This window comes from Marivirga harenae (assembly GCF_030534335.1).
GTDB lineage: Bacteria > Bacteroidota > Bacteroidia > Cytophagales > Cyclobacteriaceae > Marivirga > Marivirga harenae.
Genome location: NZ_CP130565.1, coordinates 1,426,615 through 1,445,617 on the forward strand (window position 1 = coordinate 1,426,615; position 19,003 = coordinate 1,445,617).

The window sequence follows — 19,003 nt, forward strand, 5'->3', positions numbered from 1 at the left end:
GATTTAAAGTGGTTTTAAACGAAATAATTGGCCGTAGATGTAAGGTTTTTTCATAAATGTTTAACTTTTTTGTGTGATTTTCATCTAAATAATTAACTTTCCTTTGAAATGATTTAAAATCGGTGAATTAATAAGAATATGGCGAAACTTAAGAATATAATCATGCAACTTTCTGACGCGGATTATCTTGCGATTCATGAGAGTTTATCAACAGGTGGAGCGGAAAAATCTGCTTATTTGCTAAAATCGATGCGTGAAAGTTCTTCTAGTGATCATGCCATCATGGAGGAACTTGAGGTTAATACTAATGCTTATTATACGTTAAGATCGAGATTAAATCAAAAAATCGAAGAATACCTGCTTCAACAAATGGAAAATCCGAGGACGGATATTCTAAAGAAAGTAGCTAATATTAATGAAATCATTTTTACCAAAAAGAAGGCCATAGCCATTGCCACTTTGAAAAAATTGGAGAAAGAGCTTATAGATTATGATCTTTCGAACGAACTCACCATTGTTTATAAGGCATTAAAAAAATTACACCAAAACACGGAAGAGTATTTTGGCTACAGCCAATTGTATAATCGCCATGTTGCCTATATGTTGGCCGTTGACAAGGCAGAAGATCTGTTAAGCAGTTATTTCATTAAGTTTGGTAATTACTCTTTAACGGGTGATGAGACCAATAAACTGGAGCTTGTTCTCCTGAATAAGGAAATGTTGAATACCTGTCAGATTTATGATTCCCACAGACTTTTCGTCTACAAAAATTGCTTAAATATATTTCATAGATTATTTGTAGAAGAAGACGAGAATAATGTTGACCTAGACCCCATTGAGGATGTGTTGGCCAAGGCAGATGGTATCTTTGAATTATATAGTTTGGATTCCATTTATTTCCATTTAAAACTAGTTTATGAATTTTTAAAGTTAGAGTATTATAATCATTACAGATTATATAGGAAGGCAGAGAATTACTTCGAGGAGGTCAATGAATCTTGTGCAGCATTTTTATCTAATTTTAATTTATTTACTTATCCTGCTCAATTTTTAATCACAAAAATACAAAGAGCTAAGAGAATGCCAGATAAAGTGATGCTATCTGAAGAAAATGTTGCTTTATTTCAGGATTTTGAACCTGATAAGGATGATGTTCCTCAATATATAACTTATGCTACTTATCGTTCTTTGAGTTGCCATTTTGACCAAAAGCATGAAGAGGCTGCTAAATGGTTAAATAATTTATTGAATGATGTTAGTTTGAAAAAATATCAAAATGCTCAGCTAGAAATTAAAACATTACTAGCACTTGAGTATTGTTTGATGAAGGACTATGAGTTATTTAATCAGCTTATTAACAGTATTCAGAGACAAATTAGAATTATAGGAAAGGAAAATTGCATGAATATTCAAGTATTGAATAAAATCATGAAAATTTCTTTAAGTGAATCGAAAAGGAATAAGGAGGAAAAAATTAAGGAATTGGTTAAGAAGTTCAAATCTCTAGAGCCGATGCAGCACTTTGCACCTAGTTTATTACTTGAATTTGACGATAATCTAATAAAGCAACTGGTGGTTTAATTTTTGTTATATTATATATTGTAAAAGCCCATTGAACATATGTTAAATGGGCTTTTTCCGTTTATACATGTGAGACAATGTAGCCTCTTTTAAATAGATAACTCCGTTAAGCTCTCCTGAGAAAGCGGTTTGTTGAGATACTTTTTAACAGCATCATATTTCTTTGATTTGCTCACGTCTTGTGGATTGATCGAAGAAGTCAACATGACAATCTTGCATTTATCTTTTGTACTATCTTTCAATTTATTAAACTCCTCCAGGAATTGAAAACCATCCATTAAAGGCATATCGATGTCTAAGAAGATAATATCTCGCAGTACACCAGAAACTATATCATTTTCTAATTGCTCAATATTTTTCAAAAACTCAATTGCACTTTTCGCACCTGTATGTGTATAGATATACTTTGACAAGCCTGCAGCTTCAACCATTTTCTGGTTTATCAAATTATCGATTTCATTATCATCGATTAGCATGACGGATTGATACTTACTCATATTGAACAATTTTTAATTTGGGAACAAGTTAATAAAATCAATGTTGTATAAAAACAATTCAATATAGAAAATGCACACGAATAAACGTGTGCATTTCATCGAAAAAATTAAATATCGAATTTAATTCCTTGAGCTAATGGCAAAGAATTTCCATAGTTCAAGGTGTTCGTTTGTCTTCTCATGTACGCTTTCCAAGCATCAGAGCCAGATTCTCGGCCACCGCCTGTTTCTTTTTCTCCACCAAACGCACCACCAATTTCAGCACCAGATGTTCCAATGTTCACATTGGCAATACCACAATCTGATCCTCTAGACGATAAGAATCTGTGAGCCTCTTGCATATTATTGGTCATAATGGCTGAAGATAGACCTTGTTTCACTCCATTTTGGAGGGCAAGGGCATTTTCGATATCTCCACTATATTTCATTACATATAAAATCGGTGCAAATGTCTCTTCCTGCACGATTTCAAACTCATTTTGAGCTTCAATAATGACTGGCTTTACGTAACACCCACTTTCATATCCTTCTCCTTCTAATACGCCCCCTTCAACAATTACTTTCCCGCCTTCAGCTTTAGCTTTTTCAATGGCTTTTAAATAGTTGTTGACAGAATCTTGATCAATTACAGGCCCAACATGGTTTTTCTCATCCAATGGATTCCCAATACTTAATTGCTTATAGGCATCTTTCATTTTACCGATCAACTCATCATAAATATCCTCATGAATGATTAATCTTCTGGTTGAAGTACAACGCTGACCAGCAGTTCCAACTGCGCCAAATACTGCCCCTATTAAGGTCATTTTCAAATCAGCCTCTTTTGAGATGATCATCGCATTGTTTCCTCCTAATTCAAGAATAGATTTACCTAGTCTAGAAGCTACTTCTTGGCCTACAATTTTACCCATTCTTATAGAGCCAGTGGCAGATACTAATGAAACTCTAGCGTCTTTGGTCATCATTTCTCCTACTTTGTAATCTCCATTGATTAAGCAAGAGATACCTTCCGGCATATCATTTTCTTTCAATACTTCCGCAATAATATTTTGGCAAGCAATACCTGTTAGTGGGGCTTTTTCAGAAGGCTTCCAAACAGTAACATTACCACAAACCCAAGCTAATGCGGTGTTCCAACTCCAAACGGCAACGGGGAAATTGAATGCAGAGATAATACCTGTAATTCCCAATGGATGCCATTGTTCTTGCATGGAATGATCTGGTCGTTCAGATTTTATGGTTAATCCATACAATTGACGTGATAATCCGACACCAAAGTCACAGATATCTATCATTTCTTGAACTTCACCCCAGCCTTCTTGTAAGGATTTTCCCATTTCATAGGAAACTAATCGGCCCAGCGGATCTTTTAATTCTCTTAACCTATTTCCAAACTGACGAACAATTTCGCCTCTTGCTGGTGCAGGCATATTGCTCCAAGTCTTGAAAGCCTCTGAAGCAGTTTTTATGGTTTTTTCGTAATCCTCAGCAGTTGTTACTCCCACAGAGGCAATTTCTTTCCCATCTACTGGAGATACAGAGCTGATCTTCCCGTTTCCTTCCATCCAGTTACTTCCTGTTGAAGTCCCACCGTTGTGACCTTTTACTCCTAATTTGTTTAGAGCCTCTTCTAAGCCGTAAGTTTTCTTAATATCCATAGTATTCAATTAATTACAAAAATTATGATTTATTAGGTTTAAATAGTTTAATGAATGTTTTCAGCTATTATCCAATCATTTTAGCCTCTACAATTAATTTTTAATGGCACAAAATTGGCTTTTTTTGAATGATTACAAAAGAAAAAGGCACCCTGATTTGAGTGCCTTTGTAAAATTATTTACTAAAGTCGTGGATTATTGTACCCCCATTCCATAGTATGCCTTTGTACCGTCAGGATATGTTCCTTCTATTAATACACCGCCTCTTTTTCCTTTTAGGGTAGCAATTAAATCTTCTGTGTTTTTAATTGCCCCTTTATCAACAGCGGTAATAATAAAGCCTTCTTTAATTCCTATATCTTTCCATTTTCCATCTTGAAGTTCCACAACCTTAGAACCTCCAGCAATATCTAAGGCTTCCATTTCATCTTCACTTATATCCTCGAAAGTCGCTCCCCCCAACATTTTTGCTGTGCTTGCAGTTACTATTTCAGTACTGTTTTCTAAGCTTTTCAGTTCAACTTTAGTGTTGTTTTCTTTTCCACCTCTTAAATAAGTTACTTTCACTCGCTCCCCGGGACTGTATCTTGCAATTTGCTCCTGCAATTCTGCAACATTTTTAATGTCTTTATCATCAATTTTAATGATGATATCTTCTTCTTTCATGCCAGCAGCTTCTGCCGCACTTCCAGGTGTGGTACCAGCTACCAAAACACCGGAATTTGTACCAAAATCTTGATCTTTAATACGAGGGTCATTCAAGTCCACGATACTTACACCCAATACAGCTCTTTGAACAATTCCATACTCTTTTAAATCATCCACTACTTTTTTGACCAAAATAGAAGGAACAGCAAAAGAGTAGCCGGCATAACTTCCAGTTGGAGTTGCAATAGCAGTATTCACACCAATTAGTTTCCCTGAAAGATTGACTAATGCTCCCCCACTATTCCCTGGGTTCACGGCAGCATCGGTTTGAATAAAAGACTCAATGCCATATCTGTTCTGTCTATTTAAAATATTTATGTTTCTTGCCTTTGCACTTACTATACCAGCTGTAACGGTCGAAGTTAAATTAAATGGATTTCCCACTGCCAATACCCATTCTCCAATTTTTGCATGATCTGAATTGCCAAATTCCACGAAATTCAAATCTTCCTCATCTATTTTCAACAGGGCAATGTCGGTATTGGAATCCGCGCCAATAACTTTTGCATTGTAGCTTCTATTGTCATGTAATACCACTTCTAGATTGGAGGCGTTTTCAACTACATGATTGTTCGTAACGATATAGCCGTCAGGAGAAATAATTACGCCCGAGCCCGATGATTGACCTTTTCTGGGTTGCGGACTTTTATCACCGTAATAATCTCTGAAGAATTCTTCAAATGGAGATCTACCTCTTGGAACATCTCTTTCAACCTCTGCTTTAATATGAACCACTCCTTTTGTTACTTGCTCAGCAGCATAAATAAAATTGATTCCTTCTGGGACATTGTATTCAGTTTCATCCAAAAAGCTCGAAAATCGAGTATTATTAGATTGAATTTCATCAAAATTTTGATTGTCTGTTCCAGAAGTGCTAGGATTAAAATATATAAAACCACCTACTGAAAGCAATGCACTGAATATAGAAGCAAAAATAATTCCTATAAAAAACTGTCTTTTTTCCATCACTAAATAATTTAAATTGTTCTATTCAAACGCATAATGAACGTTTCGGTTCATCCACATATTGTCAAAAATGAAAGAAGGGGACCTAGCCCCTTCAAAAAACAATTCCAAAGTGAGATTACTTGATTTGAATTGTTCTTTTTAATTCTTTTTGTTCATCCTTAGGAATCACAATATTTAATATTCCGTCATGATAAGTTGCTTCAATTTTGTCTTCCCTGATATTGTCGGGAAGATGAAATGTTCTTGAGAAGGAGCCGTATTGTGTCTCTACCGAATGATAATTTTTTTCATCCTTTTTTTCCTCAAACTTTCGCTCACCAGATATTGTGATAGATCCATCGCTCATATCAATGTTAAAATCTGTCTTTTTCATTCCAGGTGCGGCTACTGATATCTCAAATGCTTTTTTGCTTTCAGCAATATCGACTTGAGGATTGAAGTGCTGCATTTCTTTTCCAATACCATTAAAGGACTCGTCAAAAAATCTGTCTAATAAACTTGAAAATCTTTTGTTTTCAGTATTAGGTAAACTTGGGTTATACTTTATAAGTGCCATAACTTTTTTGTTTTAAGGTTTAACAATTAATTTTTAATGTTAACATAGAAAAATCTATACCAATTAAATTCTTTTGGTAAAATAAGACATATTGACACTATATTGAAATTTTATCAACTAAAAACATGACGTAATGGCTGGTTTATTGAAATTGCTGAGCGTAAAACTGACGAAATATAGCTTGAAAAATATTTTACGATTTTTTTAAAAGAAGTATTTGGAAATAATAAAAGAGCCTTGCATATTTGCATTCCCAAACGGATAAAATTCCTCTTTAGCTCAGCTGGTTAGAGCATTTGACTGTTAATCAAAGGGTCCTTGGTTCGAGTCCAAGAAGAGGAGCAAAGCCTTACAGAAATGTAAGGCTTTTTTTATGCCTATAGATTTATAAAGTTCAATTTGCTTTCGATCTGGCAAGCAGATATCTGGAATAAGTGGATTCTTTTTGCTTGGATTGATCTCTTTTCAAAAAAAGAAAGATCTTATTAAAAATATAAACTGCTCCAACTAAGCTGATTTGGACAAGTCTGAAGGATTATTTCGAAGGAACACGTATAAATATTCTAGAAAACAAAAAGCTTCCTATTAAAGGAAAGCTTTTATGACAAGTGCGGTCTGCCTTCTCTGAAGGACTAGAATAAGCTGAAGAACGACAAGAATCCCCAGGGATCGAATGTTCACAAGATTTTAAGTCTTTTATCGTAAGCTTTTTAAAAATTCTCTTCCAGAGCTGCTCTTTAACCATTTTTCATGATCCCTTGCTTCTTTTCTGTTAGAAAATTGTTTTGTGTAAATAATCTTAAATGGAGTGTAAGGAGCTGTAGTTTTTTCTCTGCCTTCATTATGCATTTTAAACCGATCCTCAATATTTGATGTGAAGCCTTTGTATATGTAATTTTTATGAATACTCTGAAGGGCGTAGGTAGTAAACATAAATACAAATTAGTATAAATGCCATAAAATACAAAAAGCCTCTCATTACTGAGAAGCTTTTGTGCCAGGAGCGGGCTTGCCTGCTTTGCAGGACTTGAACCTTCCTATGAAAAAGGCAGGTAAACCCGCACGAACTAATGTTCACAAGATTTTAAGTCTTTTATCGTAAGCTTTTTAAAAATTCTCTTCCAGGGCTGCTCTTTAACCATTTTTCATGATCCTTTGCTTCCTTTCTGTTAGAAAATTGTTTTGTGTAAATAATCTTAAATGGACTGTAAGGAGCTGTAGTTTTTTCTCTGCCTTCATTATGCCTTTTAAACCGATCCTCAATATTTGATGTGAAGCCTTTGTATATGTAATTTTTATGAATACTCTGAAGGGCGTAGGTAGTAAACATAAATACAAATTAGTATAAATGCCATAAAACACAAAAAGCCTCTCATTACTGAGAAGCTTTTGTGCCAGGAGCGGGACTTGAACCCGCACGAACTAATGTTCACAAGATTTTAAGTCTTGCGTGTCTACCAATTTCACCATCCCGGCTTAATTTAATTCATGCTAAAAAGCATTGAATAAATTAATTTTTTAATTTTTTTATACCATTTTGTCCAAACTCCTTTAGCTGAACTAATGTTCACAATATTTTAAGTCTTGCGTGCCTGCCTGTCTTTAAACTTTCATAATTGAAGGCAGACAGGTCTACCAATTTCACCATCCCGGCTAAGAAGGTGGTATGTGTCAAAAAAATAAGTGAGCCTTATGCTCACTTATCTAACTTTTGAGCGGGAGACGAGGTTCGAACTCGCGACCTCAACCTTGGCAAGGTTGCGCTCTACCAGCTGAGCTACTCTCGCTTTTCCCTCAATGGGATTGCAAATTTAATAGGCTGCTTTTAAAATACAATAGCAATTCACAAAAATTTAAAAAAAATTTAAGCTACCTGCTTTTTATACTGCTCTTTTAACTCTTTTGCTTCCTGCTTATTTCTTGACTTTTTTATGTGTTTGGGTACAGCTTTTAAATCCCATATTAACCCTATCATTGACATAAACTTTAGTCCATAATAGGTTAAATCTACTTCCCACCAAAAGAATCCTTGCCTGGCGGAAGTCTCGTAATAATGATGGTTATTGTGCCAGCCTTCTCCTAATGTCAATAAAGCTAACCAAACGCTATTTCTGGATTCATCCCCGGTTTCGTATCGTTGGTTACCGAATTTATGCATTATACTATTAATTGAAAAAGTAGCATGATATAAAATGATCGTACTCAAAAAGAATCCAATAAATAGTGTGGAAAAGCCTGCAGCTGTAAACATGGCAAGTACACTTCCTCCATTGACCAATCCGCCTAAAGCCATTACTAGTAGAGCCAGCAGGACAGGAGGTACCAAATAATTTTTATTTAGCCATCGCAATTCCGGGTATTTGCTGTAATCGGAAATTACTTTAAAATCAGTTTTTTTAAAATCAGAACCAATAATCCAACCCACATGAGAATACCAAAAACCAAAATGCAACATGCTGTGAGGATCTTTCAGGGTATCGCTGTTTCTATGGTGGTGGCGGTGATGTGAAGCCCACCAAAGTGCACCTTTTTGGGCAGAGGTCTGTGCAAAAAAAGCAATTAAGAACTGGAACCAGCGTGAAGTATTATAACTTCTGTGGGCGAAATATCTGTGATATCCACCTGTTACCCAAAACATTCTCCAAACATATAGGAAGGCACAGACAGTCCAATCGAACCAAGTAGCACCTGTCCAAATTGCACCTAATGGCAATAAATGGACGATGGCAAAACTAATTTCTTTTTTCCAACTGCCTTTTTTTCGAATCTTTAGGTTTTCTTTTACTGCAACTGCCATTTTAAATAGTATGTAATTTAATAAGTAAGTACAAAGATAGGACTTATCCCTTTTTAAATCTTGAAAATTCAAAACGATTTGATCTACAAAATAGTTCTGTGACTGAAATATTTAGATAGGAATTGAACACTCTTTTATAAAAATCAATGTGCAGAGTTTTAAATCGTGTTTCCTGAGATGGTCCTTTTGCCAGTATATGGCTAATTATAGAATGATTCAGTCCTCATGCATCGGTGAAATCTATAAGTAATAATTCATTATAAAAAATATGGTCTCCCTGCCAGAACAGCTATTGACTATGTCTAGCGAAAAATTTCAAAGTGGTTCATCTCACAGATTTACTATTTCAAGCACGGGATTGCGAAACAAAGTGTAAAGAATCTGTCTTCTCTGGATTTGGTATCGCGCCCAACCAAAGGTTAAGTTAAATCCGCAGTTGAGAGTTGTTTTGCAAATTGCTCTAAAAGAAAAGAAAACACCTTTTTTTAAAACCTTCGCTACCCCAACGCTCCCGAACCGTTATTGAGCAAGTTTGGCAACTGATATGTAGTCATTTATTGATTGAAAATAATGGACGATGTGCAACACAAATAAATAAATTTTTGTTGCGGATTATTTTAAGCTGATTTAATTGAGTCTGGATAGCTAATATAAGTGCTTTCAGACACTTTCAGGATTATTTTCTCTAAATTAAAAGCAGAGCTTTTCAAGTGGTTTAGGATGACTTTACTATCTTCATTTACTTCTTCAAAATCCAGTAAATTCAGTAGACCAAGAATAGAAGCTAAAGGAGCTCTCACTTCATGAGCATTGATAAAGGCAATATCGTCTAATTTTTTCTCGGATGCTTTAATTCTCTTTTCCAGATTTACTTCTTCAGTGATGTCAGTCGATGTCAAAATGATACCCATAATATTTCCAGCAGAATTTGAAACCGGCTTCAACTCCATATCCATAACCTTTTCATAACCGCTTAAATTTTTAAAGGATCTACAAAACTTTTGTTTATGACCATTTTTAGTTTTTTCAAAAAGTGCTTTGAAGGTATTTGAAAAACTACTTCCAAAATAATGGAAAATAAACTCATTTAGTCTCAGCTCTTTGTGAGTGTACCATGAAAAAAATTCGTAAGCCATTGCATTGAATTCAATTACATCTCCATCTAAGCCAATTAAAATATTAACTTCATCAGCATCATTGAAAATAGCTTTCATCCAACTTTCAGTTGTTTCCTTTTCAGTTATCATGCTTTGTTGAGATTTACCCACTGTTGCCAGTAAATTAAAGCCTATATAGGTCCCATTTTCATCTCTGGAAGGGATAATGTTGGTATGGAACCAGGAGGATGGACCATTGACATTCGAAAAAGCAAAGTTTCCATTCCAAGATTTTTGTTGACGGAGTAAGTAGCTTAATTCGTCTTGAATATAATCAGGAAGTTCACTGCATAAGTGTTGGAAAAAGTTTAATCTATCTAGTGTGTTTTTATCAATTCCTGTGACTTTCAAAAATGTCTCATTGGCAGAAAGAACATCAAAATTTTCATTAAGTGATAGCAGCACAACATTATCAGATAAGTAGTCAATAGGATCCTTTTTTGCTTTTTGTGCTTGTTCAATGTTTATAACTTTTTCCATAAGGATCTTTAAACAGCCTTTAGCGTTAAATGTTTAGCTTTTGCTGCTGTGATGCCTTTGAAGCACACTTCAGGGAAGAGGGTGAATCTGTATTATATGTATCTACATATAATTTAAATGAGTAAACAAGTAAATTGTAGTTGATCCTTTTGGAGAGATAAAAAATTACAGAATTAAATTTATTTAGCTTTTTCTCAAATGAATGCTATCAACTCCCACAAAAGAAAACTGAATTATTTCAGCTTACTTTTTAGTTCATTGAGTTTCAAAAGGGCCTCAACTGGTGACATGGAATTAATATCTAGTTGATCTAATAGATCTCTTATTTCAGAAAGGACTGGATCGGCCTCGAACATATTTAGTTGATAATTATTCTTAGGGACGGCCTCTATTTTTCGATTGGCTTTATCCCTAATCTTATCCTTTTCCAAATGATGCATTATTTCATTGGCTCTCAAAACCACTGGATTTGGCATTCCTGCAAGGTGGGCGACATGAATACCAAAACTGTGTTCGCTTCCTCCCTTTTTTAGCTTTCTCAAAAAGATTATTTCACCATCGATTTCTTTCACCGATACATTGAAATTCTTGATTCGAGGAAAATCATGCGCTAACTGATTCAATTCATGATAATGAGTCGCAAATAATGTTTTAGCTTTAGATTTCGGATGATTATGTAAAAATTCTACTATGCTCCAGGCGATGGATACCCCATCATAAGTGCTCGTTCCTCTTCCAATTTCGTCCATCAAAACCAAGCTTCTATCTGAAAGGTTATTCAATATGCTGGCGGTTTCCGTCATTTCTACCATAAAGGTTGATTCACCCTTGGATAGATTATCTGATGCTCCTACTCTAGTAAAAACTTTATCTACTAGGCCAATTTCAGCTGATTTGGCCGGAACATAACACCCCATTTGTGCCATGAGAACTATTAACGCGGTCTGTCTAAGCAAAGCCGACTTACCAGCCATGTTTGGCCCCGTAATAATCATGATTTGCTGGCTTTCATTATCTAAAAACACATCGTTGGGAATGTATTCTTCACCATGTGGCAGTTGTTGTTCAATTACTGGATGTCGACCTAATTTAATATCTAAAGCGGTACTATCTGATATAGTCGGTTTCACGTAATCATTGGCTTGAGCGATTTCTGCAAAACTCAGTAAACAATCTACTTGTGCTATAATTCTGGCATTTTGTTGAATAGGGCTGACAAAGTCCATAGCATTTTGTAATAGACTATGAAATATCCTCTGCTCTATTACCACCATTTTATCTTCTGCACCCAAAATCTTTTCCTCGTATTCTTTTAGCTCTTCGGTAATGTACCTTTCTGCGTTAACCAAAGTCTGTTTTCGAATCCACTCTTGCGGCACTTTATCTTTATGGGAGTTGGTCACCTCCAAATAGTAACCAAAGACTTTATTGTAGGCCACTTTTAAAGAAGTTATTCCAGTCTTTTCCATTTCTCGCTTCTGCAATTGAAGCAAATAATCTTTTCCTGAGAAAGCTATTTTCTTCAATTCATCCAAGTCATGGTCCACTCCTTCTTTAATCAAGTTTCCTTGATTGGTATGTAATGGAGCATCCTCCATCAATTGACCATCTATCAATTCATATAAATACTCACAAAGATTAATTTGATTGGAAAGCTTTTTCAAGGCTTGCTCATCAGATTCGTCCAATGCTTTTTTTAAGGGAACCATTAAACCTAGAGCCTTTTTCAGTTGATTCAGCTCTCGTGGATTTACTCTCCCAACAGCTACTTTAGAAATCAACCTTTCCACATCGCCCATTGATCTTAATGAAGTGTTCAGTTGCTCTTTCAGATCATTTCGATTATGAAAAGCCTCAACAATTTGCAGGCGCTCCTCAATGATCGCCTTATCTTTTACCGGTAATACCATCCACTTCTTGATTTGGCGGGAGCCCATAGGAGTGAGGGTTTTATCTAAAATTTGAATAAGTGGAATTCCTCCTTCTTGTTGCGGATAAACTAGTTCTAAATTTCTGATTGTAAATTTATCCATCCAAACATATTTTTCCTCTTCAATTCTCGAGATCGAAGCAATATGTTCAATTTTTTTATGCTCAGTTTCTTCCAAATAATGTAGAATGGCTCCCGCAGCAATGATTCCTTCCTCAAGGTTTTCAATTCCAAATCCTTTTAATGAATTGGTCTTGAACTGCTTAGTCAGTTTTTCATAAGCAAAATCAAAAGCGTAAATCCAGTCTTCCAAATGATGGACATTATAATCATCGGGAAATTTTTGAGAGAAATGTTCTCTAGCTGACTTGGAATAAATGATTTCCGATGGCTGGAATCCTTGCAATAATTTGTCGATATAAGGAGCATTTCCAGAAGCAGTCATAAACTCTCCTGTGGAGATATCTAAAAAAGCAATCCCCAAAGTGTTTTTGGAAAAATGAATAGAAGCCAGATAATTATTCCTGCCTGTTTCCAACACATTATCATCAAAACTAACGCCTGGGGTTACCAATTCCGTTACGCCTCTTTTCACAATTCCCTTTACTGATTTCGGATCTTCCAATTGATCGCAAATGGCTACTCTGTGCCCAGCACGGACTAATTTAGGGAGATAGTTATCCATGGCATGATGTGGAAAACCAGCTAATTCGATATGGGAAGCAGAACCATTTGCCCTTTTAGTCAGAATAATATTAAGAACTTTGCTTGCTTTCACGGCATCTTCCCCAAAAGTCTCATAAAAATCGCCCACACGGAATAATAGTAAAGCCCCAGGATATTTGGACTTTATTTGATTATACTGCTTCATTAAAGGGGTTTCCTTTGCTTCTTGAGTCTTCGCCATGCTTTTAGGGAAATGTTCTTAGTTTTGCAGTTCAAAGATGATAAAATATGAGGAAATTAGCCAATGAAGAATTGAATCGATTGGAAGTTGATGACTTCAAAAAGGTGAAGAAAAATCCAATCGTTTTGGTGTTAGATAACGTCAGGAGCATGAATAATGTAGGTTCTGCCTTTAGAACGGGAGATGCATTTTTAATTGAAAAAATTTATTTATGCGGAATAACCGCCCAACCCCCTCATAGAGAAATTAATAAAACGGCACTCGGGGCAACCGAAACTGTAGAATGGGAGCATTTTGAAAGCACATTGGAGGCGATTGAAAAACTAAAAAAAGACGGGTATAAAATCTTGAGTGTTGAACAAGCTGAGAATAGTTTGAGTTTAGAGAAATTCACTCCTGAACCGCATGAAAAATATGCCTATGTTTTCGGTAATGAGGTTTATGGCGTTGAGCAAGAAGTCGTGGATCAAAGTGATCATTGTTTGGAAATCCCCCAATTCGGCACTAAACATTCTTTGAATATTTCGGTGAGTATTGGGGTGGTGCTGTGGCATACTGTTTTTAAAAGCGGTATGGTAAGATAAGTTTAAATCATTCTTTGGTATAGTAAAAGACACCCCTATAATCCCCTCAAGCGGATAGATCGCTCAGATTTATATCAGCAATAAATAATTAATTTTATCAATGCTTATGACTACAATTTGATAAAGTGGAAATATCAAATTAAAAGCAAAAGTAATTTCGTACGTCTCCCCCCTTGAGGGGGGCGAAGGGGGTGTCGATTGAAAAGAATCTGCTAGATAAGGCTCTTAAGGAAGTTTTCAGCTTTTATTTAGTGCGTGGGATCAGCAATCCTCACCAAAAAGACACTGGCGACTGTGTGAATTAAAACTTCAAATCCAAAGTCACATAAAAGTTTCTCCCTGCAGAAGGGATAATTCCAGGGCCAGGATAGCCAACAGCTCTTCTAGTAAAATAATAGTTATTCGTTAAATTATTGATACCTGCTTCAAGCTGAGCAAATTTGTATTTGTATTTTGCACTCAAATCTAGGACGTGAAATGAAGGGATGACCCCATCCACTCCGGTTGCAGTTCTCTTAGCATTTGTAGCTTCAGTGAATTGTTCACTCAAATAGGTGAATTGCAAAGTGGAAGAAAAGTTTTTCCAATTGTAATTGATACCGGTCTTGATATTCAAATCCGGGACTAACTCCACTTTATTTCCAGCAATGGAGCTTTCCATATTGTCTTCAGCATACCGTCCTCTAATAAACGCGGCATTTAAAAAAGTACTAATTTCATGAATGGGTTGCGGGTTTAAAAATTTACTCCAGTTCATTTCTGTATATGATTCAATTCCTGCGATCGCTGCATTCCCAACATTGGTTCTATATCGATAGATTCTTGGGAAACCATCGATAGCATCATCATAGCGTAAAAGCGCTCCTAATCTGTCATTGTAGGCCAAATAGAATAAGCTCCAGTCGAAATTTAAAAAGTCGCTATAATTACCTCTGAAACCCAAATCAGCATTGTAACCGCTTTCATCTTGCAAATTAGGATCAACCAAAATATTGGTGTTATTAACCCTTAGGTCATTAAAGTTTATGCCTCTATAGTTCATGGAGATATTTCCATAGACTTCTAAATCAGCTGGGGTTTTGTAACTCACGCCTAAGCCGGCCAACATAAAAGATCTATCTAAATTCTTAGATTCATAAATAGTGGTATCAAAAATGATATCTCCTGCCAGATTTTCTACCATATTTCGGTAGTAGCCAGTGCTATTGGTGCTGATATATTCCCATCTTAAACCCGGTGTAATGCTTAACCTATTATTGACATTAATTATATTTTCAGCAAAGAGCGCCACGTTTTCCGAAGGGTAACTAAAAGATAAGTCTTCTAAATTAGCAGGATTATTATATTGGAAATCAGCATCAAAGCCTGCTGGTCCTAACCCCTGACGCTGTTGTGTATTTCCTCTAAAGTACCTTGCACCAACGGCTAATGCTTGAATTTGACCCATAAAATCGTATCGATGCAATAATCTTAATTCAGAGCCAAGGTTCTCATAATCATCCCAAAGTAGATTTCGTTCTTCTTCAGGAAAATCAGCTTGAGTTACTCTTTCCAAATTACCCAATGCTTTTCTGGAGCCAACTAAGCCAAATGTCTTCCAGTTTAGCTTAGTTCTATCATTAATTCGGTAGTCTAGAATGATAGCAGGTATATTCCATTCAATTCCAAACCAGTTTCGCTCTCTAACTGATTGCCTTGGATCTTGCTCAAAAAGATTATCAGTTAATCCACCGGCTTGTTGAGCCAAATAATCCATATGCGTAAACTCAAAGCATAAATATAATTTATCACCTATATCGAAATTCACATCTGCAAATAATGTATTGGATTCAAATGATTCGTTATCTCTAAACCCATCGCCTTGTTTTCTCTGATAAAAAACAAAGTAATCCAATTTCTCAGTATTACCAGAAAGGCTATTGTAAGAGCTCAATAATCCAAAAGAACCCGCTGTATTTCTTGTATGAAATTGGACAGGCTTTCCTTCTGGAGCTTTCTTAAATAAGAAATTGATCATGCCTCCAAATTGAGAGCCATATTGCAAAGAGGCCGCGCCTCTCACTACCTCAATTTTAGAAAGAGCCTCAACAGGTGGAGTATAGTAGCTTTCTGGGTAGCCTAACGGATCAGCTGAAATATCATATCCATTTTGGCGCGTATTAAAATTTGAGGTTCTGTTAGGGTTTAATCCTCTTCCGCCAATTCCCAATTGAAGACCACCACCATCACTTTCCCATATGTTTAAGCCCGGCACTTTTGCAAATACCTGTCGAGCATTATTTGTGGCTAAATTACCGTTGATTTGATCAACAGCTATCACTTCATTTTTCTTGGCTTCATATATCAGTGTTCCTTCTACAGGATTAAGCCTTGTAATATTAAAAACCTTTGATTTTTTACCGATGGTTTTTACTTCTTCTAAAGTTTCCAGTAAGGGTTTTAAAGTAAAGTTGATGGTTTCCCAATTGCCATGTAATTCAATCTCTTTGATTTCACTTTGTCTCCCTAAGTAAAATGCAGCTATCTTATATTTACCTTCGGGCAGATTTAGTTTATAATTTCCATTGCCATCGGTCACAGCTTTTTGATTACTATCTAAGACGAAAATTTCAGCTAATTCAATTCCTTTTTCACTCTCAGAATCTTCAACTACTCCTCTTATACCTTGAGCAAATAAAGAATTAGTAAATGCACTAATCAATAATATGACAATATAGATATTCGGTTTTCTCATTGATTATAAGGCAATACCCAATTTTTGTGTTGATAACTATTTTTTACTGTCGCCAAATTAACCGCAGGATCAATGAAAGGGCGGCTACCCTTTCCGTTGATGGTCGCATAGCTTTCCACGAATACTTCCACTTCCGAATTATAATCAGATTGATATTGATCCCTGAGGAAATGGGCAAATTGCAGTATCATATCCGGTTGAGTATTCATCATTTTTTCCTGTACCGGAGTTAAATATTGGCTTGGAATTACTTCAAATGCCTTATTTTTTTCAGGTAGGTTTACTGTGAATTGTGTATAGCCCACCTTTTCCATTAGCATTACCCGCCAAGAAAAACGATAACCCTGCTCAGTCCAAAACAACTTCCCAGGATATAATGCATATCTGAACGGCAATAAAATTTGCAAGCCGAAGAAGATTATTAAGAAATACTGTAAAACAATTGGTTTGTAGAAGTAAGAAGAGTGGGTTAGAAGCGGTTTTTGTATAGGCATGATTTTGTGCCAAAGTTTTTTATGGAAATCTTCCGAGAAGAATATGAGCGTACTAACCACCATGATGTAAGGAAACATTCCGATTTGGAAGAGAGCGGCTGTCATGAAATGGAAAACAATAACTGTTAGATAAGCAAAAATTCTTGTTCTTTTCCATAACAAGAAAAAAGGAATAGACAGATCATAAAAAGCGCCAAACCAGCTGAATAAGTAGGCGGTTAATTTATAATTTAGTAATGGTCCAATGATAGGGGTGTCCGCTCTTGAAGGGAGCCATATCTTTAAAGGAAGAGCCTCTAATAACCAGTCAGCTTGGAGTTTAGCCAGTCCGGCAAAGCAATAGACCAATGTTAATTGCAAAATAATAATGTGGATGCTCCAAGCTGGAACATAAAATTCTTGCTTCTTTTTGCGCCAAGCATCAAGTGAATAGGCTTTATGCGCTGGCACGAGGATCAACAAGAAAGCAATGATGCTCACAAAATAGTAATGATTGAGATAATTGGTTTTATCTATCAGCTCTACATAAGTGAAACTTACGAAAAACAAGGTTGCGCTCCATCTGTAAAAGGCTCCTAGTGCAATTCCAATTGCAGCAATTCCCATCAGGGCAAAAAGGATATACATACCTGGCTCTCCCCATGACTGAATCCACTCGAAACCTAAATATGGAAAGTAGAAGTCAGGATCAATGTATTGCTTGGCAATCCAACCATTAGCCCAAAAGCGAATTATGGAGGCTAGCATCATAATACCAAAAGCTACCCGAAAGGTAGCTAATGGTGCAATATGCTTTACTTGATTGAGGCGATATTTGGGAAGCCACTTAGTCACCGTCATTATCTTGGAAAGTGATAGAAACAGACATAGCTGAAGTCATATCCACCTTTATTAATGGGATTACAGCTTGTAGAGCATTGTACACCTCAACCAATTGACTTCCCTCAGCGGAGGCTACCTCACTGTAAGGATTGGAAATTTTCTCCATTTCTTCCAGGGCCAAGGTTTTTTGATTGATAATGGCCACACTTAAATCTTGATCATCACGTGTTTTGGCATTTAGGGCTAATAAATAGTCATCTAAACCAAGACCATCTTCATTGGCATTGAAGTGTTCTCCTTTAAAAACCTGTATGGAGGATAGAACTGCTTTTTCTGCTAATTCACCAGACCAACCAGAGTAAAAGGCTTCCACATCCTGAGGAGAAAGCACGCCACCCGTTCTAGGATTACCCCCTGCAGGAAAACCGATTTTTGCATTTTTAATCCTTATGTCAAATTGAAAATTATATTCATTGACTAATAAGCTGGTTCCACTTCCTACGTCAGTGCCGGTGTTTCCAACAAAAGTTGATCTATAATCAGGCCAATCTTGTGAAATTATATTAGAAACTGTTTGAATATCTTCCACCAGATCAGTTAAATATTGCAAGCGATTATTTCCTAAATCAGGATTCCCAAAATATGCAATAACGTCCTCGTTAGTCTCTCCAGTACCGAATAATAGATAATCCAATGCTGGGAAGCCTTTGGCTGCCACGTTAGAAGCAGAACCCAAAACATAATCTTGTGTATTTATATTTTCTTCAATAACATCCGCTTTGGCAGGGAAGATATTGACTCTGTCCCTTAAATTAACATTGGCAACCGGCCCAACTTGCACAAATGCCAAGTGTTGATACACTAACCAGGCTTCTTTCAGTTCAGCACGTAAAACTTCCAAGCTTTCAAGTGAAATATTTTCATTAAAAGAGTTAGTTGCAACAGAAAGCCCCTCTGCTTCTAAGGCAAAGTTTTCTATAGATGGCTGAATTACATTATCAGCCATATTAACTAGAAAAGCCTGTCTGTCAAAATCCACTTTTTCACTGCCTGACTCATTATCACAGGCAGCGAAAAAAACAGAAACTATTAATATGAAGAAAGAAAATCTTAAATTTCTCATTATGTA

The 19,003-nt window shown here is 36.0% G+C and carries 14 protein-coding genes and 3 tRNA genes; 3 read left to right on the forward strand and 14 right to left on the reverse strand.

All coding sequences use genetic code 11. The annotated features are described in order from the left end of the window. Positions 1 to 138: 138 nt before the first annotated feature. Positions 139 to 1,581 (forward strand): hypothetical protein, encoded by a 1,443-nt coding sequence (locus Q3Y49_RS06060; protein ID WP_303271393.1) that lies wholly within the window; start codon positions 139 to 141, stop codon positions 1,579 to 1,581. An 89-nt stretch (positions 1,582 to 1,670) separates the two neighbouring features. Here Q3Y49_RS06060 and Q3Y49_RS06065 read toward each other — a convergent pair whose 3' ends face one another. From Q3Y49_RS06065 to Q3Y49_RS06080, 4 genes are all read right to left on the reverse strand, one after another. Then, complete coding sequence (locus Q3Y49_RS06065; RefSeq protein WP_303271394.1) at positions 1,671 to 2,078, reverse strand: response regulator; 408 nt, start codon at positions 2,076 to 2,078, stop codon at positions 1,671 to 1,673. A 107-nt stretch (positions 2,079 to 2,185) separates the two neighbouring features. Next, positions 2,186 to 3,736 (reverse strand): L-piperidine-6-carboxylate dehydrogenase, encoded by a 1,551-nt coding sequence (gene amaB, locus Q3Y49_RS06070; protein WP_303271395.1) that lies wholly within the window; start codon positions 3,734 to 3,736, stop codon positions 2,186 to 2,188. Between the two features lie 195 nt (positions 3,737 to 3,931). Then, positions 3,932 to 5,410, reverse strand: a complete 1,479-nt coding sequence (locus tag Q3Y49_RS06075; RefSeq protein ID WP_303271396.1) for a Do family serine endopeptidase — start codon at positions 5,408 to 5,410, stop codon at positions 3,932 to 3,934. A gap of 118 nt (positions 5,411 to 5,528) precedes the next feature. Further along, positions 5,529 to 5,969, reverse strand: coding sequence for an Hsp20/alpha crystallin family protein (locus Q3Y49_RS06080; protein ID WP_303271397.1), 441 nt, complete (start codon positions 5,967 to 5,969; stop codon positions 5,529 to 5,531). A 268-nt stretch (positions 5,970 to 6,237) separates the two neighbouring features. On the opposite strand from Q3Y49_RS06080, the gene Q3Y49_RS06085 reads away from it, so the two are divergent. Further along, positions 6,238 to 6,311, forward strand: a tRNA-Asn gene (locus Q3Y49_RS06085). A gap of 354 nt (positions 6,312 to 6,665) precedes the next feature. On the opposite strand, the gene Q3Y49_RS06090 is transcribed toward Q3Y49_RS06085, so the two are convergent. The 7 genes from Q3Y49_RS06090 to mutS form a co-directional block, all read right to left on the reverse strand. Continuing rightward, the gene (locus Q3Y49_RS06090) at positions 6,666 to 6,902 is read right to left on the reverse strand and encodes a GIY-YIG nuclease family protein (RefSeq protein ID WP_303271398.1); all 237 of its coding nucleotides are present in this window, start codon (positions 6,900 to 6,902) and stop codon (positions 6,666 to 6,668) included. Between the two features lie 160 nt (positions 6,903 to 7,062). Further along, positions 7,063 to 7,299 carry a GIY-YIG nuclease family protein gene (locus tag Q3Y49_RS06095; protein WP_303271399.1) on the reverse strand — a complete coding sequence of 79 codons (237 nt, stop codon included), beginning with the start codon at positions 7,297 to 7,299 and terminating at the stop codon, positions 7,063 to 7,065. Between the two features lie 62 nt (positions 7,300 to 7,361). After that, positions 7,362 to 7,445: transfer RNA gene (locus tag Q3Y49_RS06100), tRNA-Leu, on the reverse strand. Positions 7,446 to 7,683: 238 nt separating this feature from the next. Continuing rightward, a tRNA-Gly gene (locus tag Q3Y49_RS06105) sits at positions 7,684 to 7,756 on the reverse strand. Between the two features lie 77 nt (positions 7,757 to 7,833). After that, positions 7,834 to 8,766: an acyl-CoA desaturase gene (locus Q3Y49_RS06110; RefSeq protein ID WP_303271400.1), complete on the reverse strand. Its 933-nt coding sequence runs from the start codon at positions 8,764 to 8,766 to the stop codon at positions 7,834 to 7,836. A 617-nt stretch (positions 8,767 to 9,383) separates the two neighbouring features. After that, positions 9,384 to 10,403, reverse strand: a complete 1,020-nt coding sequence (locus Q3Y49_RS06115; RefSeq protein WP_303271401.1) for a PAS domain-containing protein — start codon at positions 10,401 to 10,403, stop codon at positions 9,384 to 9,386. Between the two features lie 233 nt (positions 10,404 to 10,636). Further along, positions 10,637 to 13,240 carry a DNA mismatch repair protein MutS gene (gene mutS / locus Q3Y49_RS06120; RefSeq protein WP_303271402.1) on the reverse strand — a complete coding sequence of 868 codons (2,604 nt, stop codon included), beginning with the start codon at positions 13,238 to 13,240 and terminating at the stop codon, positions 10,637 to 10,639. A gap of 47 nt (positions 13,241 to 13,287) precedes the next feature. On the opposite strand from mutS, the gene Q3Y49_RS06125 reads away from it, so the two are divergent. Further along, a complete protein-coding gene (locus Q3Y49_RS06125; RefSeq protein ID WP_303271403.1) occupies positions 13,288 to 13,824 on the forward strand; it encodes an RNA methyltransferase in 537 nt (178 codons plus the stop codon). A gap of 301 nt (positions 13,825 to 14,125) precedes the next feature. Here the strand turns inward: Q3Y49_RS06125 and Q3Y49_RS06130 are convergent, their stop codons facing one another. From Q3Y49_RS06130 to Q3Y49_RS06140, 3 genes are read right to left on the reverse strand one after another with little or no spacing between them, the layout of a single operon-like run. Further along, positions 14,126 to 16,558 (reverse strand): TonB-dependent receptor, encoded by a 2,433-nt coding sequence (locus tag Q3Y49_RS06130; RefSeq protein WP_303271404.1) that lies wholly within the window; start codon positions 16,556 to 16,558, stop codon positions 14,126 to 14,128. Then, positions 16,555 to 17,892: an HTTM domain-containing protein gene (locus Q3Y49_RS06135; protein WP_303271405.1), complete on the reverse strand. Its 1,338-nt coding sequence runs from the start codon at positions 17,890 to 17,892 to the stop codon at positions 16,555 to 16,557. The genes Q3Y49_RS06130 and Q3Y49_RS06135 overlap by 4 nt, the downstream gene beginning before the upstream one ends. After that, entirely contained in the window at positions 17,879 to 18,997 is a 1,119-nt protein-coding gene (locus Q3Y49_RS06140; RefSeq protein WP_303271406.1) for an imelysin family protein, read from the reverse strand. The genes Q3Y49_RS06135 and Q3Y49_RS06140 overlap by 14 nt, the downstream gene beginning before the upstream one ends. Between the last annotated feature and the right edge of the window lie 6 nt (positions 18,998 to 19,003).